The sequence below is a fragment of the Sorangium sp. So ce1335 genome, from assembly GCF_051521615.1.
In the GTDB taxonomy this organism is placed as follows: domain Bacteria; phylum Myxococcota_A; class Polyangia; order Polyangiales; family Polyangiaceae; genus Sorangium.
This window is the reverse complement of the sequence record NZ_CP150363.1, coordinates 3,941,612-3,966,319: the sequence shown is the minus strand read 5'-3', so window position 1 is coordinate 3,966,319 and position 24,708 is coordinate 3,941,612. Positions and strand designations below refer to the sequence as shown.

The window sequence follows — 24,708 nt, the reverse complement described above, 5'->3', positions numbered from 1 at the left end:
AGACCCCAACCTCGGTCGGCGAGACCCCAACCTCGGTCGGCGAGACCCCAACCTCGGTCGGCTCAACCTCGGTCGGCCTCAACCTCGGTCTGCGGCGAGACCCCAACCTCGGTCGGCCTCAACCTCGGTCGGCCTCAACCTCGGTCGGTCAGCTCACCCGTGCCCAGGACGCAAGCGACGCTGCCGCGGTCACGGAGACCCTTCCCGACGCGAGCACCTGGCCGAGCGCCGGTTGCGCCAGGAGCAGCGCCTCGACCCGCAGCAGCGCCGGCAGGTAGACGACCTCCCGCGCCAGGCCGCCGCCCCGGTGGACGCGCGCCGCGATGCGCAGGGCGTCCCCGGTGGAGCGCGCCCCGTGCGCCTCGATCAGCCGCGCCGTCTCGACGAAGCCAGCCCCGCGCTCGACGCTCCTCGCGGCCAGGTGGCGCAGCCCGAGCTCGCTCCGGCGCGCGCCGACCAGGTAGCCCGCGGCGCGCTCGCGCGCGAGCGCCCAGCCCTCCTGATCGTCGCCGCCGTTGGCCGTCCCGATCGCGAAGATCCCGAGCGGCAGCGCCGCCGCGCGCAAGCCGGGCGCCGCGTGCCCCTCGATCTCGTGGAGCACCGTGCGCTCCACGTCCTCGCGCGTGAGCATCCGGCCCCGCGCGATCTGGATCACCCCGTCGCCCGTCGCCGCGAGCGGCGCGATGTCCGCGATCACCACCCGCAGCGGCAACCGCCGCGCCCCGATCTCGCGCCGCATCCGCGACACGAGCGACCCCGGCGCGCGCGCGTCGTCGCTCCGCACCCGCGCCTCGTCGCGCGCCGCCGCGCCCGCCTCCTCCTCGACCCAGGCCGCGGCGAGCGCGTCCGCCTCCTCGTCGAACGCGTCGCGCGCCGCGTACCGCAGGCGCGCGGCAGCCCAGCACCCGGCCCCGCCCGCGGCCTCGCAGATGGCGGCCTCCGCGGCGAGCTCGCGGGCGCGCCCCGCGTACACAGCGCCGAGCTCCCCCTGCTCCGCGAGCCGCTCGGCGGCCGTCTCCATCGCCCTCCGCACGTCGCTGTGGTCCTGCGCCGGCGCGTACGTGAAGCGCGGCACCTCGCCGCCGCTCCGCCCCCACGACGAGGCGAGCCGCGCGAGCTCCTCGACGAGGTTCACCGGCGTGCTCGCGCCCACGACGCGGATCCGCCGCGCCGCCGCGCCGAGGAGCCGGTCCGCGTCCGGCACCCAGGCCGGCGGTGCAGGCGGCTCCGCCGCTCTAGCCCGAGGACGCCGCGCCACGCTCCTCCGCTCCTTTCACGCTCACCCGGCCCCCGCCCGCTCGGTGCCAGCTCGCCCCGCCCCCGCCCGCTCGGTGCCAGCTCGCCCCGCCCCCGCTCGCTCTGTTCCCGCTCGCCCCGCCATCGCGCCGCGCGCCCGGTGCTTCCCGCCTCAGAGCAGGTTCGCCGCGAGCTCCGCGAGCTCGCTGCGCTCGCCCTTGGCGAGCACCACGTGCCCCGCGATGCGCTCGCGCTTGAACCGCTCGGCCACGACGAGCAGGCCGTTCGACGCGTGGTCCACGTACGGGTTGTCGATCTGCTGCGGATCGCCGGTCAGCACGATCTTCGTCCCCTCCCCGCACCGCGTGATGATCGTCTTCACCTCGTGCGGGGTGAGGTTCTGGGCCTCGTCCACGATGAGGTACTGGTGCGGCAGGCTGCGCCCGCGGATGTACGTCAGCGGCTCGACCTGGATCCGCCCGCTCTCGAGGAGCTCCACGAAGCCGCGCGCGTCGCGCCCCGGCTTCGTGCCCCCGTTCGAGAAGAGGAACTCGAGGTTGTCGAAGATCGGCTGCATCCACGGGTTCAGCTTCTCGTCCACGTCGCCCGGAAGGAAGCCCAGATCGCGCCCGAGCGGCATGATCGGCCGGCTCACGAGCAGCCGGCTGTAGGCGTTGTCCTCCGTCGTGCGCTTGAGCGCCGCCGCGAGCGCCAGCAGCGTCTTGCCCGTCCCCGCCTTGCCGACCAGCGTGATCAGCCGGACGGAATCGTCGAGCAGCAGGTCGAGCGCGAAGGCCTGCTCCTTGTTGCGCGGCCGGACGCCCATCACCCCCTCGCGCCCCACGCGGAGCGCGACGATCTGCCCACGCGCCGCGTCGAAGCGGCCGAGCGCCGTGTGGCTCGGCGCCCCCGCGTCGCGGAGGAGCACCGCCGCATTCGGCAAGAGTTCCGCGAGGTTGGGGCCGGCGAGGAAGCCGTTCTGGAAGAACGCGTCGACCTCGGCGCCGGGCACCTCGAGCTCGACCACCGACTGCTCGATGGACGGGTCGTGCACCCGCTGGTTCTCGTACGTCTCCGCCGGGATCCCGAGCGCGTCGGCGCGGATCCGGAGGTTCGTGTCCATCGTCACGAAGATGGTCGGCCGGTCCTTGTGCCGGTCGCGGATGTCCATCGCCGTCTGCAGGATGGCGTTGTCCTGCGAGCCCGACTCCAGCCCCACGAGCAGCTCCGGCCGCCGCTCCGGGATCGCGATCCGCAGCGTGCCGCCGCTCTCGAGGAGCACGCCTGTCGCGAGGGTGCCGGCGCCGCGCACCTCGTCGAGCAGCCGCGCGATGGTCCTCGCATTGCGCCCGCGCTCCGAGCCCTCCCGCTTGAACTGATCGATCTCCTCGATCGCGTAGATCGGGATGATGACGTCGTTGTCCTCGAACTTGAAGATCGCGTGAGGGTCGTGGAGCAGGACGTTCGCGTCGAGAACGTAATTCTTCTTCATGGGTGGGGCGCGACGACGTACCCCCCTGGAGGGACGGGCGCAAGGGAGCTGTTGTGTCGCCCGCCCCCGGATGTCGTCACCCGTTGATCGGCGGGCGCCCCTCCCCGACATCCGGGGAAATCACGCCCTTCGCCTCGGCCGGATCGCCATGTTCCGGGCGTCCGTGGCGGTCAGAGATCGATCCGGTAGTCCTTGATCTTGTAGAGCAACGCCCGGTGGCTGATCTCGAGCACCTCGGCCGCCTTGGTCCGGTTGCCCTTGGTCTTCTGGAGCGCCCGCCGGATGAGGATCTCCTCGATCACGCGCGACGTCTTCTTGATCGACAGCTCCCCGCTCGTGAGCTGCATCTGGATGGGGTCGCGCGCCTCGCGGATCCGGTCGGGCAGGTCGGCCTCGCCGATGCGCTCGCCCTCGCAGAGCACCATGGCGCGCTCCACGGTGTTCTCCAGCTCGCGCACGTTCCCCGGCCACCGGTACTCCAGGAGCAGCCGGCGCGCCTCGGGCTCGAAGCCGCGGATGTTCATGCCGAACCGCGCGTTGTTCCTCGCGAGGAAGTGGTCGAGCAGGATCGGGATGTCCTCGCGCCGCTCCCTGAGCGGCGGGATCGCGATCGGGAGCACGTTGATCCGGTAGAACAGGTCCTCCCGGAACCGGCCGGCCTGCGTCTCGGCCGAGAGATCGCGGTGCGTCGCCGCCAGGATGCGGACATCGACCTTGATGTCCCGGTTGTCCCCCAGGCGGCGGATCGTCTCCTCCTGGAGCACCCGGAGCAGCTTCACCTGCAGCGACAGCGGCAGCTCGCCGATCTCGTCGAGCAGCAGCGTGCCGTGGTTCGCCTGCTCGAACAGCCCCGCCCTGTCGTTCATCGCGTCGGTGAACGCGCCCCGCTTGTACCCGAAGAGCTCGCTCTCCAGGAGGTTCTCCGGGATCGCCCCGCAGTTCACCGCCACGAACGGCCCCCCGCGCCGGCCCGATCGCCGGTGGATCGCCCGGGCCACGAGCTCCTTGCCCACGCCGCTCTCGCCCGTGATGAGCGCCGTGGTCTTGTACTCGGCCACCTTCGCGATCGTCTTGAAGATCGCCTGCATCGGCGGGCTCTTCGCGAGGATCTCCTCGAAGAAGTTCTCCCGCCGGATCTCCTGGCGGAGCGCGCGGTTCTCGCGGCGCAGCGCCTCCCGCTCCTCGGCCTTGCGGAGCGTGAGCAGCACCTCCTCGGCCTTGAACGGCTTCTGGATGTAATCGTAGGCGCCCGCCTTCATCGCCTCGATCGCGAGGTCGATGTTGCCATAGGCGCTCATCACGATGACGGTGGCCTCGTTGCCCTTGGCCTTCAGCGTCGCGAGCAGGTCGAGCCCGCCCATCTTCGGCATCCGCACGTCGGTGAGGATGACGTCGGGCCCGAACGTCTCGACCATCGCGAGCGCCTCCTCGCCGCTCGAGACCGCCTCGACCTCATAGCCGTCTCGCTTGAGGAAAGTGCGCACCACGAGGCGCAGGTTTTCTTCGTCGTCAACGACCAGGACACGGCGCATAGACCCTGAAAACTTTTCCTACACCGGCGCGCAGCACTCCGCAATGAGTTGCACCTCGGCCCATGCCGCGGTGCGCCCATCTGCCGCCCATTCGCGGGCGGCGCGCCCGGGTACAGGCCCGCCCGCGCGCCCGGGTGCGGCCCTCGGAGCGGCTCGGTGCGGCCCTCGGCGCGCCCGGGTGCGGGCACGGCGCGCGGGGGAGGCGGGCGGGCTCTGCGAAGGACGTCGCGCACCGCGCGAAGCCCGCTGCGCGAGTCGGGATGCGCCTGCGCGGCCGATGCGCTGCGCGGCGCCGCGGTGACGTCGTGCGGGCGGCGGCCGTGCCAGTTGACGCCTGTCGCGCAGGCTGCTTTAGCGGCGACGCGCACCGGGATCGAGCAGGGCCGCGCGCGGCCCGGACGACGCCGGCGCGGCTTTCGCAGGCAGGACTGCGTCCCTTAACCGATCGCGTGAGGAGCCACGGCATGAGCATGAAGGATCGTCTGGTCGACCAAGCAAAGAAGCTCGCCTCGTCGAGCACGGTCGTCCGTGTCGTCAGCAACGATCGCGTGATGCGGCTCGCCACCGGGGTCATGGACGCGAAGAACCGCCTGCGCGCCGCCCGGGAGCGCGCGGCCGAGGCGTGGGACATCCTGCTCAACGGGCACGCGCTCCCGAACATCGACCCGGCGCTCGACGACGAGGCCGGCGTCCACGGGGCGACCCCGGCCCGCGCGGCGCCCTCCCGACCCGCCGCCGGCGGCGCGGGGCTGTCGACCGTGGAGGAGACGGTGAGCGCCAGGGCGCAGCCCGCCGCCGCGCGCGCGCACGTGAACGGCGTCGGCGCGAACGGGGCGGCCAACGGCGCGGGCGCGAACGGCGCCGGCACCTACGTCGCGGCGGCGGCCGAGCAGCAGCTCGCGACGCAGATGGCGGCGCGGACGTCGCTGTCGCGGATCGGCGGGCGCGACGTGTTCGAGAAGGCGTACAAGTTCATGACGGCGGACAACGCCCGCGCCATGGGCGTCTACCCGTTCTTCCGACCGCTCGACTTCAACAACGGCCCCGAGGCCCAGCTCGAGGGGCGGACCGTGATCATGCTCGGCTCGAACAACTACCTCGGGCTGACGACCCACCCGAAGGTGCGGGAGGCCGCGAAGCAGGCGATCGACAAGTACGGCACGAGCATGACCGGCTCGCGGCTCGTGAACGGGTCGATGCGCCTCCACAACGAGCTCGAGGAGAAGCTCGCCGCCTACCACGGCAAGGAGGCGGGGCTCGTGTTCACCACGGGCTACCAGGTCAACATCGCCACCATCTCGGCGCTCCTCAGCAACAAGCGCAGCGTCGCGATGATCGACAAGGACGATCACGCGTCGATCTACGACGGCGTGCGGCTCGCGCAGGCGGCCGGCGCCCGGATGGTGCGGTACAAGCACAGCGACCCCGCGGCGCTCGACAGCGCGCTGTCCGAGATCGCCGACACCGAGGGGGCGCTCGTGATCACCGACGGCGTCTTCAGCGCCCAGGGCGAGATCGCGAACCTGCCCGGCATCGTCGAGGTCGTGAAGAAGCACAAGGCGCGGCTCCTCGTCGACGACGCGCACGCCCTCGGCGTCATCGGCCCGGGCGGCCGCGGCACCGCGGCGCACTTCGGCCTCGGCAAGGACGTCGACCTCATCGGCGGCACCTTCTCGAAGTCGCTCGCCTCGATCGGCGGCTGGCTCGTGGGCGAGCGCAAGGTGCTCGATTACATTCAGCATTTCGCCTACAGCTTCCTCTTCGCGGCGAGCGCGGCGCCGCCCTGCGTCGCCGCCGCCATGGCCTCGCTCGAGGTCATGCAGGAGGAGCCCTGGCGCCAGGAGAAGCTCCGCGAGAACTTCACCTACATGCGCACGGAGCTGCAGCGGCTCGGCTTCGAGCTCGGCAAGACCGAGACGGCGGTCATCCCCATCTACATCCGCGACGACCTCAAGACCGTGATGATGTGGAAGTCGCTCCTCGACGACTACTCCCTCTACGTGAACCCGTTCATCACCCCGGGCGTCCCGCCCAAGCAGCAGGTCCTCCGCACGAGCTACATGGCGACCCACGAGCGCAAGCACCTCGATCACGCGCTCGAGGCGTTCGAGAAGGTCGGCAAGAAGTTCGGCGTCATCTAGCCGGGTCACGGGCGGGCGGCCCGGGCGGCTCTGCGCCCGACGCCGCCCGTGGTATCGGGGAGCGATGACGATCGTCCTGCACCGCTTCCCGCTCAGCCACTTCTCCGAGAAGGCCCGGGCGGCGCTCGACTTCAAGGGGCTCGAGTACCGGATCGTGGATCACCGGCCCGGTCCCGAGCAGATCGCCATCTACCGCCTCTCCGGCCAGCGCAAGCTCCCCGTGATCGAGCACGACGGCACGGTCGTCGCGGACTCCACCGAGATCGCCCTCTACCTCGAGCGCACCTTCCCCGATCGCCCGCGCCTGCTCCCCGAGGACCCCAGCGCGCGGCTCGAGGTGCTCGCACTCGAGGCGCAGCTCGACGACGCGCTCGGCAGGTGCGCGCCGCTCGTCTGGGTGCGCCACGCCGTCCGCGACGAGCGGTACCTCGACGCGCTGGGCGCCGCGACGACGCCGCTCGTCAGCCTCGGGCTGCGCGCCCTGGCCGCCGTCCTCCCGCTGGCCGAGGCGCGGCTCGGGCCCGTCCAGCGGCGGCTCGACGACGCGGAGAGCACCGTGCGCGCCACGCTCGCCGACCTCTGCGCCCGGCTCGAGACCTCGAGGTATCTCGTCGGCGACCAGCCGTCGCTCGCCGACATCGCCGCCGTGACCCTCGTACACCCCATCAAGTTTCCGCCGTCGCGGCACCTCTTCCAGCCGGCGCTCGCGGGCGCGTCCGTGCACAGCATCGCCGAGCACCCCGACCTCGCCCGCTTCTTCGAGTTCCGGGACGGCTTCTACCGAGACCACCTCCACTGAGCGGCGCGCAGGCCCCTCAGCCCTGCGCCGCGCTGGCCTCGGCGATGAGGCCCTCATCCGGGCGCAGCTCGGCGATCGGCGGGAGCCGCTCCCCGGCTCGGTCGAGGCCCGTGGCCAGCAGGATGCGCCCGCCAAAGGCGCCGCCCGGCAGCTCGATCCGGCGCGGCTGCGAGGACAGGTTGAGCACGACGACGAGCCGGCGGCCGTCGCGCGCTCGCTGGTAGGCGAGGAGGTCGTCGCCCGCGACGATCGGCGCGTAGCTGCCGACGGCGAGCGCCGGCTCGGCCCGCCGGAGGGCGATGAGCGCGCGGTAGAGCGACAGGATCGACCGCGGATCGGCGCGCAGCGCCGCGACGTTGGTGCGATCGGCGTCGGCCGCGAGCGGCAACCACGGCGCGCCCGTCGTGAAGCCGCCGTTCGGGCCGCCGTCCCACTGCATGGGCGTGCGCTCCGGATCGCGCCCGACGCCGAGGCCGGGCACGTTCTTCTCGAACGGGTCCTGGACAAGCTCGGGCGGGATCGGGACGTCGCTCATCCCGATCTCGTCGCCGTAGTAGAGCGTCGGGGTGCCCCGGAGCGTGAGGAGCAGCATCGCCGCGACGCGCGCCTGGGCGGCGCCGATACGGCTCCTGATGCGGGGCTTGTCGTGGTTGCCGAGCACCCAGTTCGGCCACGCGCCCGGCGGCAGCGCCGCCTCGTACTCCCGCACGATCTCCGCGATCGCCCGCGCGTCCCAGGGCGCGCCGATCAGGTGGAAGTTGAAGGGCAGGTGCATGCCGGACAGGTCCTGTCCGTAGTAGGCCATCAGCCGATCGAACGGCAGGTAGGCCTCGCCGATCAGCACCCGATCGTCGTACGCGTCGAGCACGCGGCGCATGGCGGCGACGGCCTCGTGCACCTCGGGGCGATCGGTCGTGTACAGCCGGAGCAGCCTCCGGTGCGGCGGCATGCCGGGCTTCCAGTGGGGGTTCGGCGGGTTGTCGCGGAGCTCGCTGTCCTTGATGAGGTGGTGAATGGTGTCCACGCGGAAACCGTCCACGCCGCGCTCCAGCCAGAAGCGCAGCACATCGAGCATCGCGTCGCGCACCTCGGGGTTGCGCCAGTCGAGGTCCGGCTGCTCCTTCAGGTACGCGTGGTAGTAATACTGGCCCGTCGCGGCGTCCCACGCCCACGCGGGGCCGCCGAACTCGCTGAGCCAGTTGTTCGGCGGGCCGCCGTCCGGCGCCGGATCGCGCCAGATGTACCAGCCGCGCTTCGCGCTCGCGCGCGACGCGCGGGACTCGACGAACCAGGGGTGCCGATCGGAGGTGTGGTTCGGCACGTAGTCCAGGATGACCTTGAGGCCCGCGGCGTGCGCGTCGCGCACGAGCGCATCGAACTCGTCCAGCGTGCCGAAGCGGGGATCGACGCCGCGGTAGTCCGAGACGTCGTAACCGAAGTCGGCCATGGGCGATGTGTAGATCGGAGAGATCCAGATCGCGTCGACGCCGAGCCACGCCAGGTGGTCGAGGCGGGACCGGATCCCGCGCAGATCGCCGATGCCGTCACCGTTCGAGTCCATGAACGAGCGAGGGTATATCTGATAGACGATCCCCCGCTGCCACCAGCGTGCATCGAGCATGTCGCGCGCCCCGTTGGTACCTGTCGCGACGCGACGATAGCACGCGATGGCGGCGCCACGGGGGCGCCGCGCTGCCCGCCCGCGCCCGGCAAGCTCGACAGGGCAGCTCGGCGTCGCCCGGCGAGGCCCCCGCGGCCGTGGCCGAGCGGCGGGCCCGCGGGCGCGCCGCCGGGACCGCAGCGCACGTGGCGGGCGCCGCCGGGACCGCAGCGCAGGTGGCCAGCGCGCCGCCTCGCTCACGGCGCGTCGCGGGCACGACGTTTATCGCTCGCGCCCGTGCACATCACCTTTGCGTATTTGCTCACCACTACGTTAGTGTCTTCCCGCTGCCGTTACGTTGCATGTTGCACGCACGTTTCATGTTGCTTTCACGCCATGTTGCGCAGAGGAGGCAGTTCAATGATGGATAAGGGTATGGGGAAATGTTGCGCGGCGCTCGCTTGCGTCGCGGGGTTGCTCGCGTCCCCGGCCGCGTGGGCCCAGGATCCCGCGCCGCCCCCGGCTGATCCGGGCGCAGCAGCGCCCCCGGCGGAGCCGACCCCGCCGGCGCCGACAGTGGAGCCGACCGCGACCGCGCCCGCGCCCGCGAGCGACGCGGGCGCCACGGCGCCCGTCCCGCCGGCGCCGGGCACCGCCGAGCCGGTCGGCGAGCCGAAGGCCGAGCCGAGCCCGATCGCGAGCTGGTTCCGGATGGACATGGACAACCTCGGTCTCCAGCTCTGGGCCGGCGCCTCGCACCAGCTCGGCCCCATCAGCCTCTCGAGCGACATCTACATCACCCCGCTGCTCGGGACCGCGGAGTTCGACATCGGCCCCGCCTTCACGTTCGGCCCGGTCACCCTCAACCCGATGGTGGGCTTCGCGTTCAACTTCCTCACGCAGCAGCCGGCGGCGCTCGTCGCCCCGCAGCTCTTCACCTACGTCGACGCGAAGCCCGTTTATTTCGAGTCGTGGATCCTGGGCTCGTTCTCCAGCATGTTCAACGAGACAGCGTCGGACTACTTCTACTCGCGGGACTTTCTCCTCTTCTACCCGACCGACGATTTCGGCATCGGCCCGCACCTGGAGCTCACGATCGAGGCCAACGAGATCAACATCGCGGACGACCCGGCGACGGCGGATGTGAACGAGGCGAGCGTCGATGAATCCGGCCTCTCCAGCCTGCAGATCGGCGGGGCGATCGGCCTGAACTACGGCACGGGAAACAAGCTGCTCCTGTATCTCGGCTACGAGACGCAGGCGGAGAGCCAGCTCGGCGACAAGCTCGCTGGCCGGTTCACCTTCATCCACAACTTCTGAAGTGGCGCCGGGTCGCGCGGAGGGCCCGTCGCGCCCCGGCCCCCTCCACGCCGCCTCCGCGCAGGGCGGACGCGCGCGACCGGGGCCGTCTCTCGCGCGCCGCCCGCGGGCTCGGAACGGCTTCCCAGCGCCCTTGTGCGCTGGTACCGAGGCGGCATGGCCAAAAGGTTCCTGTTCGCCACCGCGCTGTGCAGCCTCCTCGGACTCGGATGCCAGGCCCAGAGCAACGTCCCGCTGCCCGCGTCGGAGCCGGGCGCCGCCGCGTGCCAGCCCGCAGACTGCGGTCCGCTCGCGAAGATCGCCCGCATCTGCGACGACGGATCCACCGCCTCCCCGCAGTGCGCGCGGGCCGAGGGCGGCGCGTGCCGCTGGGAGCACGTCTGCCCCGGCGCCGCGCCGGCCGCCGCGACGCCGGCGCCCACGCCGAGCCAGCCCGCCCCGCCCGAGGCGCAGCCCGAGGGCGCGCAGCAGCCCACGCCGGCGAGCTTTGCCGACGCGAACGCGGCGTTCGCGCAGCGGCTCCACGGCAAGCTCGCCGCCACGACGGGCAAGCTCTTCTTCTCCCCCGCGAGCATCTCGACGGCGCTCGCCATGACCTACGCCGGCGCCCGCGGCGAGACGGCGGCCCAGATGGCGAAGACGCTCGAGTTCACCCTCCCGCCCGAGGCGCTGCACCCCGCGTTCGGCGGGCTCGTCAAGGAGCTCACGCAGGCGACAGGCCCCAGGGCGCCCGAGCTGCGGATCGCCAACCGGCTGTGGGGCCAGGCCGGGCTGACGCTCGAGCCCGCGTTCCAGAGCACCACCCAGCAGCACTACGGGGCCGGGATCGAGCTCGTCGACTTCAAGGGCGCGAGCGAGCAGGCGCGCGCGCGGATCAACCAGTGGGTCGAGCAGCAGACGAACGCGAAGATCAAGGACCTGATGCCGCCGAACAGCGTCACCGCGCTCACCCGGCTCGTCCTCACGAACGCGATCTACTTCAAGGGGAAGTGGGCGACCCCCTTCGACAAGAAGGCCACGAAGAACGAGCCGTTCACGGTGAAGCCCGGCACCGCGCCGGCGGTGCCGATGATGCGCAAGACCCTCCAGGCGAGGCTCGGGCAGGCGGCCGACGCCTCGGTGCTGGAGCTCGCGTACGAGGCGCAGAACCCCGAGCGCCCGCTGGCCATGGTCGTCATCCTGCCCTCGCAGGCCGACGGGCTGCCGAAGGTGGAGCAGCGCCTCTCGGCCGGGCAGCTCAAGGGGTATGTCGATGCGCTCCAGCCGGCGCGCGTCGACGTGGCGCTCCCACGTTTCAAGATGACCGCGGAGTTCGAGCTGTCGAAGGCGCTCAGCGAGCTGGGAATGCCGCTCGCGTTCGACGACACGAAGGCCGATTTCTCCGGGATCACGCGGGCGGAGCAGCTCTTCATCTCCCAGGTGCGCCACAAGGCGTTCGTGGAGGTCAACGAGGAGGGGACCGAGGCCGCCGCCGCCACCGGCGTCGCCATGGCGACGCGGGCGGCCCCGGCGCCGCCGCAGGTGTTCCGCGCGGATCGCCCGTTCGCGTTCCTGATCCGCGACGTGGCGACCGGCGCCGTGCTGTTCATGGGCCGCGTGACCGATCCGCGGGGATGAGCCGTCTTGCCGGTCTCGCTGCGCCCCGATACTCCTCGATGTCGAGGAGCGAACGACGACGATGACCAACGAATACGCCGCGAAGGTGCTGCAAGCCGTCCGTGACCTGGCCCCGACGATCGCCGCGCGCGGAGCGGAGCTCGACGAGGCGCGGCGCCTCCCGGCGGACCTGCTCGGTGAGCTGAAGGCCGCGGGCTGCTTCCGGATGTTCCTGCCGAGGAGCCACGGCGGCTACGACGTCGACCTGCGCACGGGGATGGATGTCCTGGAGACGCTCGCACGCGCCGACGGGGCCACCGGCTGGACGGTGATGCTCGGCTCGGAGAGCCCGCCCCTCTTCGCGCTCCTGTCGCGCGAGCGCTTCGACGCCGTCTACGCCAGCGGGCCGGACGTGATCATCGCCGGCGCGTTCAACGCGCAGGGAGAGGCCCACGCGACCGAGGGCGGCTACCGCGTCACGGGGCGCTGGGGCTTCGCGAGCGGCTGCCAGCACGCCGACTGGCTGTTCGGGAACTGCGTGATCATGGACGGCGGCCGCCCGCGCATGGGGGCGGGGGGTGATGTACCCGAGATGCGGGGCATGCTGTTCCCGGCGGGCGAGGTGCGCATCCTCGACACCTGGTCCGTGCTCGGCCTGCGCGGCACGGGCAGCCACGACATCGCTGTCGAAGGGGCGTTCTGCCCGGCGGAGAACAGCGTCGACATCTTCCAGGGCCAGCCGTCGGTGCCCGGCCCGAGCTTCGTCGCGCCGGTGCAGCACTTCGTGCTGCACATGGGCGCCGTCGCTGTCGGCATCGCCCAGGGGGCGCTCGACGACGCCGTGACGCTCGCGACATCGGGCAAGAAGCGGCTGTATGCGCGCGCCGAGCTCGCGGGCTCGCCCGTCTTCCAGGTGCACCTCGGCCGCGCCGAGATGAGCGTGCGCGCCGCCCGCGCCCTGCTCCGCGACACGGCCGACGAGTTCTGGGACGCGTGCGTCAACAACCCCGGGGCCGCCATGGCCATGGCGCCGCGGATCTCGGGCGCCCTCGCCTGGGTGACGGAGGTTGCCGCGCGGGCCGTCGACGCTTGCTACAACGCCGGAGGCGGCGGCGCCGCCCGGAATGCGTCGTCCCTCCAGCGGCGGTTCCGGGACATCCACACGTTCTCTCAGCACGCCGCCGCCGCGGAGGGGTGGTTCGGCCAGGCCGGCGCCGCGCTCCTCGGGCGCCCCACCGGCTACTGGACCTGACGTCGCGCGGGCCCCCGGCGCGCGCCGCCCGAGGGAGCGCGCCGCGGCCCGCCGCCGCGGTATAGGTGATCCCGCCTTGCGCTCCGCTCCGCCCGCATCGCTGGCCCTCGCGGCCCTGTCGCTCGTCGCCTGCGCCGGCGCTCCTCCTCCCGTCGCCGAGAGCCCCGCGCCGCCGGCCCGAGCGGGCGCCTGCCCCGCCCGGCCAGCGTGCGACGCCCCGCCGCCGCTCGCCCTGCCGCGCGGGTTCAGGCACACGCGCTCGCGCCTCGTCGCGAGCGGGTGGCCGCGCCACCGCGGGCGCGACCTGTTCGTGCGCGCCGACGGGCCCCAGTGGGCCATCGCCAAGTTCGCTTACGGGCCGTTCGACGACGATCTCGAGGACGAGGACGTCGAGGCCTATCTCCTCCGCGGCTGCAGCGGCGCCTGGGAGCGGCTCGGCGCCTTCCGGACGAGCGACGACGACCACCTGCACCCGACCGTCGAGGGGGTCCGGGACACCGGCGGGCGCATCTACCTCGATCTCACCGCGGGGCGGCGCCTCGGGGTCGGCCGACACCGCCTCCACCTCGTCGTGGCCGGCGACGGCACGAGCGCGGATCTGTTCATCGAGGTCCTCCCTCCGGGCGCGCGGGTGGCGGTCACGGACGTCGACGGGACGCTCACCTCCAGCGAGGTGGCGATGGCCGGCGAGCTCTTCGGCGGCGGCCCGCCGGCCGCGCACCCCGGCGCCCCGGAGGCCATGCGCGCCCTGGCAGCCAGCGGGGTGTACCTCTTCTACGTGACCGCGCGCCCCGAGTGGCTCGTGGCCAGCACACGGGTCTGGCTGAGCGAGCGGGGCTTCCCGCCGGGCATCCTCCACACGACCGTGGGCGTCACGGGCGCTGCCGGCCGGGCGGCGGCCGCTTACAAGACCGTCGAGCTCGCGTGGCTCAAGGCGCGCACGGGCGTCGTTCCCGCCTTCGGATTCGGCAACATGCCGAGCGACGTGGCGGCCTACACGGCCGCCGGCATCGCCCCCGCGCGGTCCTATTATCACAAGCTCGGCGGCGACCTCCGCGGCGGGGTCGGCCACGACGACTACCGACGCCTCGTCCCGACGCTCTTCACCCCGCCCGCCGCGTGCCCTCCTTGACCGCTGGGCGCGGCGACCTCCGCGCGGCGCCTCACGCGCGCGCCGGCGGGCCCCGTCGAGGGCGCGCCGGCGGGTGAGCGCCTCCGCTCAGAGCGGGACCTCGATCACATCCTCGCAGGTGAAGTCGACGCCCAGGGACACCTCGAACTGGGCCTGCACCGCGGCGCACGTGTCGTTGCAGAGCACGATGGCGGTCGGGTTCAGCGGCACGTCGTAGCGCCACGCGTTCTCGGTCGTGCAGGCCTGGTCGTAGGCGAGGCTCGTCGGGGCGCTCGTCGCGGCGCTCGTGTACGTCACGACGACCTTCTGCTTGTCGAACGTCCTCCCGTCGGGCGCCGGCGGGATCGGGATCGTGCACGAGACGGCGGCGCCGCGGATCGCCTCGATGGCCTCCGTGAACGCGGCCGACGTCGCGGCCGCGTTGCCGGTGTCGAGCATGAACGCCTCCCCCGTGCCGCCCGCCTCCGCGATCTGGTGCAGGTTGGTGAGGCTCGGCGGCGAGCCCTCCCCCGGCGGGCTGTCGACCCCGATCACGAAGGTCGAGATCTCGCTGGCGAGCGCCGCGCCGACGCGCTCCACGACGGCCTCGATCGAGTCCGTCGCGTCGCGGCACTCCTGCGGATAGCCGTCGGTCACGAGCACGATCGCGTATTTCCCGGGGTTCCGCTCCCGCTCCGCCTGGATGAACTCGAGGATGCCATCCATCGCGTAAGCCGTCGGCGTGCCGATGCGCCAGCTCCGGTCGTCCGGGGGCGTGACGGCATCGATCGCCTCGCCGAAGGCCGGAGAGGGCAGCAGCGTCATCGGGACAGCCGGGGTCGTGTACGCCTCGCTCGAGCACATCTCCCGCCGCCCGCCCGGGCCCGGGAAGAACGTGAGCGACGCCATGAACCCCGTCGACGCGGTATCCAGGAAGAACTGCTTCGTCGCGGCGACGACGGGATCCCACTTGAGCGCCTTGCTGCGCCACTCGACGTCGTTCGCGCCCATGCTGGCCGACACGTCGAACGCGAAGGCGAGATACACCTGTTGAAATCCGGCCTCGGACGTCTTCGTTGCGCACGCGTCGCCCGTCGTGCCGCCGGTGCCGGTGCTGCTCGCGCTACCGCCCGGGTTCAGATTGCCTGCCTGACCAAAACCGCTGTCGGAGTCCCCTCCTGTTCCACTTCCACTTCCGCTTGTGCTCCCGCTCGTGCTGCCGCTCCCGCTCGCGGCCCCGGCGCCGGCGCTGTTCTGAGAGGCGTCGGCGCCGTCCTCGGCACCCGGGTTCACGCTGCACGCCGCGCCGACCGCGGCGACCAGCGACAGAGCGATGGCCATCGTGGGCAATCTCATGTGCTGACTCCTCTCCAAGCGCACACCAGCGCCCTGCGCTGGCGCGAAAGCAACGCGACGCGTGAGGCTCCCGGGGGTCGGCCCCAAGCCGGCTCGTGGCGCCGGGACCCTCATGACCAGACCAGGGCGGAGTATATGCGAGAAAGCCGGCCAATGCTCCACATATGCGCTGCCGATAACACGTTGTCACAGAGCACCACCATCGCAACTCACCCGTGTGGACGAAAGTTGCGCTGTGTGCGCATGTGACCCGCGTTCTTATACCGCGCGGCGCGGGTGCTAGGCTCCGCCGCGCATGGTGCGCGCCGTCTGTTTCGATCTGATGGACACCGTCCTCTACGACCCCTATCGCGAGGCGCTCGCCGCGGCGATCCGCGCCGTCACGCCTGCCGAGGTCGCCAGGCACCGCGACCCGACGTGCTGGCCCGCGTTCGAGATCGGCGAGATCGACGAGGCCGAGTTCGTCCGCCGGTTCTTCCGTGAGGGCGCCGAGGGCGTCTCCTTCGATATCGAGGCGTTCAACCGGGTGCGGCGCGCTGGATATCGATTTTTGCCGGGCGTGCGGGAGATCGTCGAGGCGCTCGAGGGCCGCGCGCTGCGGTTCGTGGCGAGCAATTACCCCGTGTGGGTCGAGGAGCTGCGCGAGACGTTCGCGCTCGACGCCCTGTTCGAGGGTGTCTATTCGAGCCATCACCTGCGCGTGCGCAAGCCGGCGCGCGAGTTCTTCGACAGGCTCGTGGGCCGCATCGGCGTCGCCGCGGGCGCGTGCCTGTTCGTCGACGATCGCGCGGAGAACTGCGACGCGGCGGTCGCCGTCGGCATGCGCGCGCACCGCTTCGACGGCGCCGCGGGGCTGCGCGCCCGGCTCGTCAGCGAGGGGCTGCTCGACGGCTGAGGCGCCCGGCCGCGCCGCGCCAGGGCGCGGGGGCCGGCGCCGCCCGCGTCAGGGCGCCGCCGCGCAGAGCGGGCACGACGCGCTCGCGTGCGGCGCGTCGACGCGGTGCAGGTCCAGCAGGGCCCGCGAGATCTGCGCGAGCTCGCGCCGCACCTCGCGGCGCATCCCCTTCACGCGCGGGATGCTCATCGAGTCGTAGGCCGTCGTCTGGTGCCGCATCCAGGCGATCACGGCCGACTCGGCGCGCTGCGCGACAGGGATGCGCTCCGTGCGGGCCACGGTGCCGCTGCCCACGGGGGTCGCGTGCTGCGTCACCTTCGCCGCGAGCGCCCGCGAGAGCGCGGCGTAGCGCGGCGAGAACCGGAGGAACGCGGCGACCTCGGCCTCGAACTCGCGCACGTACTCCGCCTGATCGCGCTCCCGCCGCCGGGCGTCCGCCTCCCGCTTCTGCGCGTAGGCCGGCGTGCTCCGCTCGGCGTCGAGCGCCGCCCGGGCGGCCTCGATCGTGGCCGCCGGCGCCCACAGCCCGCGGGAGAACGTCTTGTTCCCGCGCTTCTCGACGACCATCCAGGACGGGCCCGCGAGCTTCACCCGCCGCGTGAGCCCGGCGTCGCCCGGCGGGAGGCACGCCCAGCCTTCGGGGGGCGAGAGGAGCGCGCCGTCGGGCGCGCGGAAGCGGCGGGGATCCGGCGTGGGGGCCAGGGTCAGGCACTCGGGCATGGCAGGGCGGCCGGCGTGGTAGGCCAGGTCGTGCTGCGCGTCCAGCCGGCGGCGCGGGAGGCCCACGCTCGGCGTGCGTCCCTCGCCGTTCCTGGCCATCATCGCGCCGGTGTCGGGCGAGGCGCCGCGCGCGCCCGGGTGAGCAGGAGGCAAGTGTGTCGGACGACGATCGCATCAAGTGGGACGCTCGCTACCGCGACGGGGGCGCCGATCCGGGCGCGCCCTCGGCGGTGCTCACGGCGCTCGATCCGCTCCTGCCGCGGCGCGGGCGCGCGCTCGATCTGGCCGGCGGCGCGGGGCGGCACGCCCTGTGGCTGGCGCGGCGCGGGCTCGACGTCACCCTGGCCGACATCTCGGAGGTCGGGCTCGGCGTCGCGCGGAGCGCCGCGGCCCGGGAGGGGCTCGCGCTGCGCACTGTCGCGCTCGACGTGGAGCGCGACCCGCTGCCGGGCGGGCCGTGGGATCTGATCCTGATCTTCTACTTCCTCGAGCGCCGGCTCGCGGCCTGCGCCGCGGAGCTCGCCCCGGGCGGCCACCTCGTCGTCGTGCATCCGACGCGGTCGAACCTGCTGCGGCACCCTCACCCGAGCGCGCGCTGGCTCCTCGAGGACGGCGAGCTCCCAGGGCTGCTCGGCGGCGCGCTCGAGGTGGTCCGCCACGACGAGGGGTGGCTGGAGGAAGGGCGCCACGAGGCGCGCCTCGTGGCGCGACGGCCGGGGTGACACGGCCGGGGTGACAACGCCTCGGGCGTGACGGCGCCCGCGGCGCGGAGGCGCGGCGGCGCGCGCCGAACGCAGGTTGCCGCGACGCGGAGATCGCGCTTTGCTCTCGCGCCATGCGCATCGCCCGCCTCGTGCCCCCGGAACAGGATCGTCCGGCCTTCTTCGCCCGCCTCGAAGGCGCGGCCGCGCTCGTCTACGACGGGCCCCCCTGGCTCGGCGGCAAGACAACGGGCGAGGCGGTGGCGTGGACCGACGTCGACCTCGTCTGCCCCGTGATCCCCACGAAGATCGTCTGCGTGGGCCGCAACTACGCGGCGCACGCGCAGGAGCTCGGGAACGACATCCCGGTCGAGCCGCTCCTCTTCCTCAAGCCGCCCTCGGCGCTCATCGGTCCCGGCCAGTCGATCGTGCTCCCGCCGGAGAGCCACCGGGTCGAGCACGAGGCCGAGCTCGGCGTCGTCATCGGCCGCCGCTGCAAGGCCGTCCGGCCGGAGGAGGCGCTCGATCACGTGTTCGGTTACACCTGCATCGGCGACATCACGGCGCGGGACCTGCAGCGGAAAGACGTGCAGTTCACGCGGGGCAAGGGGTTCGACACCTTCTGCCCGGTGGGGCCGTGGATCGAGACGGAGGTCGATCCGGCGGCGCTCCGCGTGCGCGCCGTCGTGAACGCGCAGGTGCGGCAGGACGGGATGACGGCGCAGATGCTCTGGGGCGTGCCCGCGCTCGTCGCCTACATCAGCCGGGTGATGACCCTGGAGCCCGGCGACGTCATCGCGACGGGGACGCCCCAGGGCGTGGGGCCGCTCGCGCCCGGCGACGAGCTCGTCATCGACATCGGCGGCGCCGCGGCCGCGGCGCCGGGGATCGGCGCGCTGCGCGTCTCCGTCGAGGCGCCGACGCAGGCGCAGGGCAACGGCCGCAGCGCGCACTGAGCCGCCGCGCTCGACGGGACCTTCGTGGCCCCGGTGATGCCTGATCGGCTCACCCGCCGGCCCGCGCCTGCGGCGTCCTGACATCGCGCGGGCGCCGCCCCGCTGCCGTGGAGGGCCCGATCCGACGGACGAATCTGCCGGTCGAGCGAGCCTGTGCGCCCGCGGCGCGGCGTGGCAGGCCCTGTGCATTGCCCCGCAGGCGAGCGCATCAACATCCCCCATCCCATCGCTCTGGCCGTCGCGGCGCCCCCGTCACGGGGCGCGGCGCGCGCCGCAGCAGATACCGAGAGGTCACGATGACGTCTTCTGCGAGCTACCGGAGGTGGCACCCCATGGCCCTCCTCGCCTTCGGCGCGGGCGCCGGCGCGACGGCGCGCGCCTCCGCCGCGCCGGACGAGAGCTCAGAGCGACGCCCCGTCCCGGAGCACGATGGTCACGTGCGACAGCCCGGTCCCGGCGAGGAGCATGGCCTTCACGAGGAACTCGACCATGGTGTCGAGGCACTCGGCGGGTGAGAAGCCCGCCCGCCCCGCCCCGAGCAGCGGCAGCGCCATGCTCCGGAGCTTCATCGTGTCCGCGTGGTAGAAGCACCCTTCGAGCAGCCGCACGATGAGATCGCGCGTCGGGCGGTAGGTCGCCACGTGGTCCCAGTCGAGCGTGATCGCGTGGAACACGAACCGCGCGCTCAGCCGGCCGGCGGACGTGACGACCACCCCGCCGTGCCGCACGGGCACGTACTTGCGCGTCTCCATGTGGCACACGCCGCCGCTGCCGTGGTTGAGGGCGAACGCCACGCCGGCCGACATGGTGAGCTGCCCGTCGTCCGCGCTCACGAGCGCGTCGGCCGACACGGCCGCGATGTTCGCGCGCACGATCGCCAGCGTCCGGTCCCCGTGGAACTGGAACGCGGTCACCGGCCCGGGAGGGCCGCCCGCGAGGAGCACGGGGCGGACGCGCTGGTACTGCTCCAGGTACGTGCGGAGCGTCAGGTCGTGCGGATCCCCCCAGCGCGTGCTCTGCGCGCCCACGAGCGCGGCCTCGATCTCCTCGAACGACTGGAAGCGATCCTTCGGGTCCTTGGCCAGGCAGCGCTCCAGGACGGCCTGGATGTCCTCGTCGAGCTCGGGCCGGAGCGCGCGCGGCCTGGCCGGGATGTCCTGCCGGTGCGCGAGCAGCAGCGGGAGCAGCTCCTGCTCCTCGAACGGCCGCTGCCCCGTGGCCGCGTGGTAAAAAGATGCACCGTAGCTGTAAACATCCGCCCGCGTGTCGCTCTCCTGCGGGCTCCAGGCCTGCTCGGGCGCCATGTAGTACGGCGTGCCGAGCACGGTCCCCATGGCCGTGAGGGGCTGCTCGCGCAGGGCCGAGGGCCCGGTCGTGGCCGTCAGGCGCGCGAGGCCGAAGTCGGCGACCTTCAGCTCCCCGGACGGCGCGATCAGCATGTTGGACGGCTTGAGGTCGCGGTGCATGACCCCGAGCTCCGTCGCGGCGGCCATGCCGCGCGCCGCGTGGAGCATGTAGCGCCGCAGATCGTCGAGCGGCAGCGGCCCGCCCTGGAGCCGCGCGGCGAGCGACGGGCCGCCCACGTACTCCATGACCATGAACGGCGACCGGTTCGAGAGGAAGCCGAAGTCGTAGCAGCTCACGACGTGCGGCGACTTGATGAGCGCCGAGATGCGCGCCTCGCGCAGCATCCGCTCCCCCGCGTTCGGGTCCGCGTGCCCCGTGAGCACCTTGATCGCCACGGTCCGCGCGAGCGCGAGGTGGCGCGCGCGGAAGACGGCGCCCATCGAGCCCACGCCGAGCAGCCCCTCCACGCTGTACCGGCCCGTGAGCTCCCTCCCCAGCGTTGACGCGTCGATCATGAACGAACCTTCGCTCCCCCCTCGGGGATGTTCGGAACCCCGCGCGCCGCGGTCAAGGGGCACGGCGCGGCGGGATCGGGACAGCGCGGCGGTCATGGTCCACGGCGTCGTCGATGGAGGATCGCCCATCGCGCCGCGCCCCTCGTCGGTCCTCGTCGGTTCTCGTCCGTTCACCCGCCGCCGCGCGGCCTCTCCCGGCACGCCCGGATGAAGCCGAGCTCGCTCTGCCCCGCCTCGATCCGATCGATCCACCACGCGAGCCCCGGGTACCGCGTCCGGATGATCTCCGCCTGCTCCGCCAGGCGCGCCGCGTCGCCCCGCGCGGCGTGGAGCTCGGCCCGGAGCGCGTGCGCCTCCGGCGCGTAGACGCCGTCGAGGGCGTCGAGCAGGGCCGGATCCACGTCGCAGAGCGGCTCCGGCCCGTACATCAGGGCGCGCAGGATCCGGTTGAAGCGCAGCGGATCGCCCGGCTCGACGCGCCCCGAGAGCGGCGCGCCGCCGTCCGGGGGCAGGTTCGTCCAGCGGCCCCACGAGCCGGCGCGGGCGAGCTCGGGCGCGAGTCGCCGGAGCTCTTGCTGCTCCTCAGGGCTCGGCGCCGCGAGCTCGATCGGCGCCGGCTGGCTCTCCACCCGGTCGGGCGGCGCCGCGTAGACGATCGTCAGCGTGTAGCTCCCGGGCTCGATCCCCGCGGGCAGGTACGACGAGACGTCGATGAGCATGCGCCGGCACGCGCCCGGATCGAGGAAGAACATTGGCGTGCCGAGCTCACGGCTCACGATCGCCGAGGGCTCGAACCTGACGACCTCCTCGCCGGTGTCCGCCCGCGCGAGGCGGACGCCGATCGCGCCCGCGTTGCCCGCCCAGCTCGGGCGCGGCAGCCGTAGCATGCAGGTCCCGGGTCGATCGGCGCACACGGTGATGGCCACGTGCAGCGGAAAGCCGAGCACGTAGCGGCGATCGTGATCGAGCGAGCGCAGCGCCAGGCCGGGCGGGCCGGGCGGGGTCGCTTCGTCGCGCTCGAGGTCATCCGACATGACAGCCCCTCATCTCCATCGAAGCCCCCTGTTGTCCTCCAGGCGCACGCGCCGCGTCTCCTTCACGTGGCGCCCGCACAGATCGGCGCCGACCCGACCGGCCGTCCCGGGGATGAGCTGCTGGTCGGCGTCGATCATCCAGTGGGATCGATAGTTCATGCAGCACGTGGTCCGGCGCGGCGTCCGGTAATCGAAGTAGCCGCATTTGTGCGGCATCCCGAAGGCGTGCGTGAGCTCGTGGACGATCGTGTGGAGCGTGCTTTGCTCGAAGCCGGGCCGGGGCTCTGCGAGCGCGGGGTCCCACCACGCCCGGTGATGGGTGAAGAGGATGGTCCTGCCGGCGAAGTACCTCGCCGGGCCGATGTCGATCGTTGGGCTCATGCCGGCGGCGTAGGCGGCCCCCGGGCCCCGCACGTCGACCTGGACGCGCGTCGGGATGCCGTAGCCCGGCGGCTCCCACGCCGCGCCCCTGCGGCGGGCGCGGGGGAAGAAGAAGAGGCGGCTCCTGTAGGCGTGCGCCACGGACCCGTCGCCCGCGGTGAACTCGCTCTGGATGTCGTGCGGCTCGAGCCACAGGCGCGTCCGCGGCGGGTCCGAAAGGAGGGTGACGATCCCGACAGCGAAGCTCATCGCCTCACCGTCCCAGCGGAACGTGACGTGGCTCGCGTCCGGGTGCTCTCCCGGGATCTCGACGTATTCGCTGCGTCGCTCTCCCTCGCCGCTGTCCCGGATCGTGACCATCCCGGTGAACAGCAGCGCGCCCCGGGCCTGGGGCACGGGGTGCGGCTCGAGCGCGGCGATCAGGCAGAACCAGCCCGGCTCCCCGGCGTGGGAGAAGACCTCGGCCACGAAGCGGGAGGCCGCCTCTCCGAGCGTGCCCCCGTCGAGCGCGAGGTGCTGCTGGTCCTGGATCACCCGCTCCTCGGTGAAGTCGAGCTGCGAGAAGACCGGCTCGAAGTGCTTCGGCACCTGCTCGACGGCCAGCGGCGGCGCGCTCTCCATCCGGATGTACTCGACGTCGATCCGGCGCCAGAGCGTCATGATCCCCGTCTCGTCCCCGGACGCCTCCTCGAGGTCGTCGGCCTCGAGCTCCGCGCGGACGATCAGGTTGTCTCCGGCGATATCGGTCATGTGGCGCCGGATCTTGCTCCTCATCCCCTCGATCGCCGTGCTCGCGCTCGTCTCCGTCGCGTCGAGCAGCGCATGGCCCTCCACCTCTTCCCAGCCTGGGCTCCTGGCCGGCGTGCCCTCGTTGTCGTCTCCCGCCGGCCCCACGTAGCTTCCCTCGATGTCGTGATCGTTCTCGTCGAGCGTGGGTGCCCAGTCCGGGTGCACCTCCGGCCGCTCGTTGAACGGATCGTCCGGATCGCGCGTACTCCAGCGGATCCGCGCGCCCTCCGGGAGCTCCCCCTCGGGGCTCGTCACCTCGACGGTGATCTCGATGAGCTGCGTATTTCTTGCCCACCGCCCGTCGAGATCCCGGTTGATGTAGACGCGACCCTGGTTGTCGAGGCTCGTGTAGCCGGGGTTGTATCCAGCCGCCCGGGTCTCCCCCGGCGGCGCCGAGCTGTCCGGAAAGCCCGGCTGATACAGGCCCTTGATGTCGACGATCCGGACGGCGCTCATCGGAGAGAAGCATTGCAAATGCCACGCTCAGCTCGGACGCCTCCGGACGTCTCATCCGGCGTGGCGGGCCCATTGCCGCTTTCTCCCGGCGCCGGTTCGTGCATAGACTCCGCGCCCTCATGAGCTTTGAGCCAGTTGCAGGGTTTCGCTTCGGCGCCGTCAGCGCCGGGATCCGGAAAGACGGGCGCATCGACGTCGCGCTCGCGGTGGCCGATCAGCCGGCCGTGGTGGCCGGCATGTTCACGAGGAACGTGGTGCGCGCGGCGCCGGTGGAGATCGCCACGCAGCGCGTCCGGTCGGGGCGCGCCCGCGCCGTCGTCGCCAACAGCGGATGCGCCAACGCCTGCACGGGCGAGGCCGGCTGGAAGGCGGCCCTCGACACGACGCGCGCGATCGCCCAGGCCATCGGCGCCCCGGAGGACGAGGTCCTCCCCGCGTCGACCGGCGTGATCGGCGCCGTCCTGCCGGCGCACCGGATCGTCGAGCGGGTCCCCGAGCTCGCGGCGCGCCTGTCGCCGGAGGGGTACCACGACTTCGCCCAGGCGATCTGCACGACCGACCGATGGCCGAAGCTCTCGCAGCGCAAGCTGGGCGCGGGCGCCACGCTGCTCGGCATCGGCAAGGGCGCGGGCATGATCCACCCCGACGTGGGGCCCCCGCACGCGACGATGCTCGTCTTCCTGTTCACCGACGCCGTTGTCGACCTCGGCGACGCGAGCCAGGCGCTTGCGGCCTCGTGCGACGTGACGTTCAACGCGTGCAGCGTCGACGGGGACACGAGCACCAACGACACGGTGCTCCTCCTGTCCTCCGGCGCGTCGCAGCGCCGCGTCTCGCGCGACGAGCTCTCGGCGGGCCTCACCGAGGTCTGCGGCGAGCTCGCGCGCTCGATGGTCGCCGACGGCGAGGGCAGCACGCACGTCGCGGAGATCCGCGTCCGCGGGCTCGCGACGCGCGAGGCGGCGCGCGCCGTGGCGCGCACGGTGGCGACGTCGATGCTCGTGAAGACCGCGCTGTTCGGCAAGGACGCGAACTGGGGGAGGCTGCTCGCCGCCGCGGGGCGCGCCGGCGTCCCGTTCGACCCCTCGCAGGCCCAGGTCCTCGTGGGCGGGATCCCGATCGTGCGCAGCGGCGGGCCCATCGGGGCCGAGGCCGAGCGCCAGGCGAACGAGGTGCTCGCGCGCGACACCTACGTGATCGAGCTCGTGCTCGGCAGCGGCCCCGGCGACTTCTCCTACCTCACGAGCGATCTCGGGCACGGCTACGTCGACGTGAACGCCGGCTACCGCTCGTGATCGTCGCGGGGCGGCCGGCCGGGCCGCCCGCGTCGAGCGCGCCTTCGCCCTGACCGGACGCCCTGCCGCGCCTGGCAGCCGCCTGCCGCATTCCGGGGCTGGCACGCCGGCTGTTCTTCTCCTGACGCTTCCTGACGCTGCGCATCCCACGCCGGGCGCGCCGCGGGGCCAGTGAACCTCGCGC

At 72.7% G+C, this 24,708-nt stretch carries 19 protein-coding genes; 10 read left to right on the top strand and 9 right to left on the bottom strand.

Going from position 1 to position 24,708, the window contains the following annotated elements:
• Positions 1 to 148: 148 nt before the first annotated feature.
• The 3 genes from WMF24_RS14750 to WMF24_RS14740 form a co-directional block, all read right to left on the bottom strand.
• Complete coding sequence (locus WMF24_RS14750; RefSeq protein WP_437737034.1) at positions 149 to 1,204, bottom strand: tyrosine/phenylalanine carboxypeptidase domain-containing protein; 1,056 nt, start codon at positions 1,202 to 1,204, stop codon at positions 149 to 151.
• 204 nt (positions 1,205 to 1,408) lie between these two features.
• A complete protein-coding gene (locus WMF24_RS14745) occupies positions 1,409 to 2,728 on the bottom strand; it encodes a PhoH family protein (RefSeq protein WP_437737033.1) in 1,320 nt (439 codons plus the stop codon).
• 170 nt (positions 2,729 to 2,898) lie between these two features.
• On the bottom strand, positions 2,899 to 4,260 hold the full coding sequence (locus WMF24_RS14740) for a sigma-54-dependent transcriptional regulator (protein ID WP_437737032.1): 1,362 nt from the start codon (positions 4,258 to 4,260) through the stop codon (positions 2,899 to 2,901).
• 464 nt (positions 4,261 to 4,724) lie between these two features.
• Between WMF24_RS14740 and WMF24_RS14735 the strand changes: the two genes are divergently transcribed.
• Complete coding sequence (locus tag WMF24_RS14735) at positions 4,725 to 6,401, top strand: aminotransferase class I/II-fold pyridoxal phosphate-dependent enzyme (RefSeq protein WP_437737031.1); 1,677 nt, start codon at positions 4,725 to 4,727, stop codon at positions 6,399 to 6,401.
• A gap of 64 nt (positions 6,402 to 6,465) precedes the next feature.
• A complete protein-coding gene (locus tag WMF24_RS14730) occupies positions 6,466 to 7,200 on the top strand; it encodes a glutathione S-transferase family protein (protein ID WP_437737030.1) in 735 nt (244 codons plus the stop codon).
• A 16-nt stretch (positions 7,201 to 7,216) separates the two neighbouring features.
• Here WMF24_RS14730 and WMF24_RS14725 read toward each other — a convergent pair whose 3' ends face one another.
• Positions 7,217 to 8,821: an alpha-amylase family glycosyl hydrolase gene (locus WMF24_RS14725; RefSeq protein WP_437737029.1), complete on the bottom strand. Its 1,605-nt coding sequence runs from the start codon at positions 8,819 to 8,821 to the stop codon at positions 7,217 to 7,219.
• 399 nt (positions 8,822 to 9,220) lie between these two features.
• Between WMF24_RS14725 and WMF24_RS14720 the strand changes: the two genes are divergently transcribed.
• The 4 genes from WMF24_RS14720 (at position 9,221) to WMF24_RS14705 (ending at position 14,100) form a co-directional block, all read left to right on the top strand.
• Positions 9,221 to 10,120 carry a hypothetical protein gene (locus tag WMF24_RS14720; protein WP_437737028.1) on the top strand — a complete coding sequence of 300 codons (900 nt, stop codon included), beginning with the start codon at positions 9,221 to 9,223 and terminating at the stop codon, positions 10,118 to 10,120.
• Positions 10,121 to 10,276: 156 nt separating this feature from the next.
• Positions 10,277 to 11,737 carry a serpin family protein gene (locus WMF24_RS14715; RefSeq protein WP_437737027.1) on the top strand — a complete coding sequence of 487 codons (1,461 nt, stop codon included), beginning with the start codon at positions 10,277 to 10,279 and terminating at the stop codon, positions 11,735 to 11,737.
• A gap of 61 nt (positions 11,738 to 11,798) precedes the next feature.
• Positions 11,799 to 12,968 carry an acyl-CoA dehydrogenase family protein gene (locus WMF24_RS14710; protein WP_437737026.1) on the top strand — a complete coding sequence of 390 codons (1,170 nt, stop codon included), beginning with the start codon at positions 11,799 to 11,801 and terminating at the stop codon, positions 12,966 to 12,968.
• 76 nt (positions 12,969 to 13,044) lie between these two features.
• Positions 13,045 to 14,100 (top strand): LNS2 domain-containing protein, encoded by a 1,056-nt coding sequence (locus tag WMF24_RS14705; RefSeq protein WP_437737025.1) that lies wholly within the window; start codon positions 13,045 to 13,047, stop codon positions 14,098 to 14,100.
• 87 nt (positions 14,101 to 14,187) lie between these two features.
• Here WMF24_RS14705 and WMF24_RS14700 read toward each other — a convergent pair whose 3' ends face one another.
• Positions 14,188 to 15,435, bottom strand: coding sequence for a vWA domain-containing protein (locus WMF24_RS14700; RefSeq protein WP_437737024.1), 1,248 nt, complete (start codon positions 15,433 to 15,435; stop codon positions 14,188 to 14,190).
• 295 nt (positions 15,436 to 15,730) lie between these two features.
• On the opposite strand from WMF24_RS14700, the gene WMF24_RS14695 reads away from it, so the two are divergent.
• Positions 15,731 to 16,330, top strand: coding sequence for an HAD family hydrolase (locus WMF24_RS14695; protein WP_437737023.1), 600 nt, complete (start codon positions 15,731 to 15,733; stop codon positions 16,328 to 16,330).
• A 48-nt stretch (positions 16,331 to 16,378) separates the two neighbouring features.
• Here WMF24_RS14695 and WMF24_RS14690 read toward each other — a convergent pair whose 3' ends face one another.
• Entirely contained in the window at positions 16,379 to 17,050 is a 672-nt protein-coding gene (locus WMF24_RS14690; protein WP_437738807.1) for a DUF2293 domain-containing protein, read from the bottom strand.
• A 155-nt stretch (positions 17,051 to 17,205) separates the two neighbouring features.
• Here WMF24_RS14690 and WMF24_RS14685 point away from each other — a divergent pair, with 155 nt between their 5' ends.
• A complete protein-coding gene (locus tag WMF24_RS14685; RefSeq protein WP_437737022.1) occupies positions 17,206 to 17,772 on the top strand; it encodes a class I SAM-dependent methyltransferase in 567 nt (188 codons plus the stop codon).
• Between the two features lie 113 nt (positions 17,773 to 17,885).
• On the top strand, positions 17,886 to 18,707 hold the full coding sequence (locus WMF24_RS14680) for a fumarylacetoacetate hydrolase family protein (RefSeq protein ID WP_437737021.1): 822 nt from the start codon (positions 17,886 to 17,888) through the stop codon (positions 18,705 to 18,707).
• A gap of 401 nt (positions 18,708 to 19,108) precedes the next feature.
• Here WMF24_RS14680 and WMF24_RS14675 read toward each other — a convergent pair whose 3' ends face one another.
• From WMF24_RS14675 to WMF24_RS14665, 3 genes are all read right to left on the bottom strand, one after another.
• Positions 19,109 to 20,569, bottom strand: a complete 1,461-nt coding sequence (locus WMF24_RS14675) for a serine/threonine-protein kinase (RefSeq protein WP_437737020.1) — start codon at positions 20,567 to 20,569, stop codon at positions 19,109 to 19,111.
• A gap of 170 nt (positions 20,570 to 20,739) precedes the next feature.
• Positions 20,740 to 21,603: a hypothetical protein gene (locus WMF24_RS14670; protein ID WP_437737019.1), complete on the bottom strand. Its 864-nt coding sequence runs from the start codon at positions 21,601 to 21,603 to the stop codon at positions 20,740 to 20,742.
• 9 nt (positions 21,604 to 21,612) lie between these two features.
• Positions 21,613 to 23,229 carry a hypothetical protein gene (locus WMF24_RS14665; protein ID WP_437737018.1) on the bottom strand — a complete coding sequence of 539 codons (1,617 nt, stop codon included), beginning with the start codon at positions 23,227 to 23,229 and terminating at the stop codon, positions 21,613 to 21,615.
• 119 nt (positions 23,230 to 23,348) lie between these two features.
• Between WMF24_RS14665 and argJ the strand changes: the two genes are divergently transcribed.
• The gene (argJ, locus tag WMF24_RS14660; RefSeq protein WP_437737017.1) at positions 23,349 to 24,524 is read left to right on the top strand and encodes a bifunctional glutamate N-acetyltransferase/amino-acid acetyltransferase ArgJ; all 1,176 of its coding nucleotides are present in this window, start codon (positions 23,349 to 23,351) and stop codon (positions 24,522 to 24,524) included.
• The last annotated feature ends 184 nt before the right edge of the window (positions 24,525 to 24,708 follow it).

What these genes read in the sequence shown, in the direction of transcription:
- WMF24_RS14745 (WP_437737033.1), bottom strand. Translation starts at nt 2,728, where the DNA reads ATGAAGAAGAATTACGTTCTCGACGCGAACGTCCTGCTCCACGACCCT.
- WMF24_RS14740 (WP_437737032.1), bottom strand. Translation starts at nt 4,260, where the DNA reads ATGCGCCGTGTCCTGGTCGTTGACGACGAAGAAAACCTGCGCCTCGTG.
- WMF24_RS14735 (WP_437737031.1), top strand. Translation starts at nt 4,725, where the DNA reads ATGAGCATGAAGGATCGTCTGGTCGACCAAGCAAAGAAGCTCGCCTCG.
- WMF24_RS14730 (WP_437737030.1), top strand. Translation starts at nt 6,466, where the DNA reads ATGACGATCGTCCTGCACCGCTTCCCGCTCAGCCACTTCTCCGAGAAG.
- WMF24_RS14725 (WP_437737029.1), bottom strand. Translation starts at nt 8,821, where the DNA reads ATGCTCGATGCACGCTGGTGGCAGCGGGGGATCGTCTATCAGATATAC.
- WMF24_RS14720 (WP_437737028.1), top strand. Translation starts at nt 9,221, where the DNA reads ATGATGGATAAGGGTATGGGGAAATGTTGCGCGGCGCTCGCTTGCGTC.
- WMF24_RS14715 (WP_437737027.1), top strand. Translation starts at nt 10,277, where the DNA reads ATGGCCAAAAGGTTCCTGTTCGCCACCGCGCTGTGCAGCCTCCTCGGA.
- WMF24_RS14710 (WP_437737026.1), top strand. Translation starts at nt 11,799, where the DNA reads ATGACCAACGAATACGCCGCGAAGGTGCTGCAAGCCGTCCGTGACCTG.
- WMF24_RS14700 (WP_437737024.1), bottom strand. Translation starts at nt 15,435, where the DNA reads ATGAGATTGCCCACGATGGCCATCGCTCTGTCGCTGGTCGCCGCGGTC.
- WMF24_RS14695 (WP_437737023.1), top strand. Translation starts at nt 15,731, where the DNA reads ATGGTGCGCGCCGTCTGTTTCGATCTGATGGACACCGTCCTCTACGAC.
- WMF24_RS14690 (WP_437738807.1), bottom strand. Translation starts at nt 17,050, where the DNA reads ATGCCCGAGTGCCTGACCCTGGCCCCCACGCCGGATCCCCGCCGCTTC.
- WMF24_RS14680 (WP_437737021.1), top strand. Translation starts at nt 17,886, where the DNA reads ATGCGCATCGCCCGCCTCGTGCCCCCGGAACAGGATCGTCCGGCCTTC.
- WMF24_RS14675 (WP_437737020.1), bottom strand. Translation starts at nt 20,569, where the DNA reads ATGATCGACGCGTCAACGCTGGGGAGGGAGCTCACGGGCCGGTACAGC.
- WMF24_RS14670 (WP_437737019.1), bottom strand. Translation starts at nt 21,603, where the DNA reads ATGTCGGATGACCTCGAGCGCGACGAAGCGACCCCGCCCGGCCCGCCC.
- WMF24_RS14665 (WP_437737018.1), bottom strand. Translation starts at nt 23,229, where the DNA reads ATGAGCGCCGTCCGGATCGTCGACATCAAGGGCCTGTATCAGCCGGGC.
- argJ (WP_437737017.1), top strand. Translation starts at nt 23,349, where the DNA reads ATGAGCTTTGAGCCAGTTGCAGGGTTTCGCTTCGGCGCCGTCAGCGCC.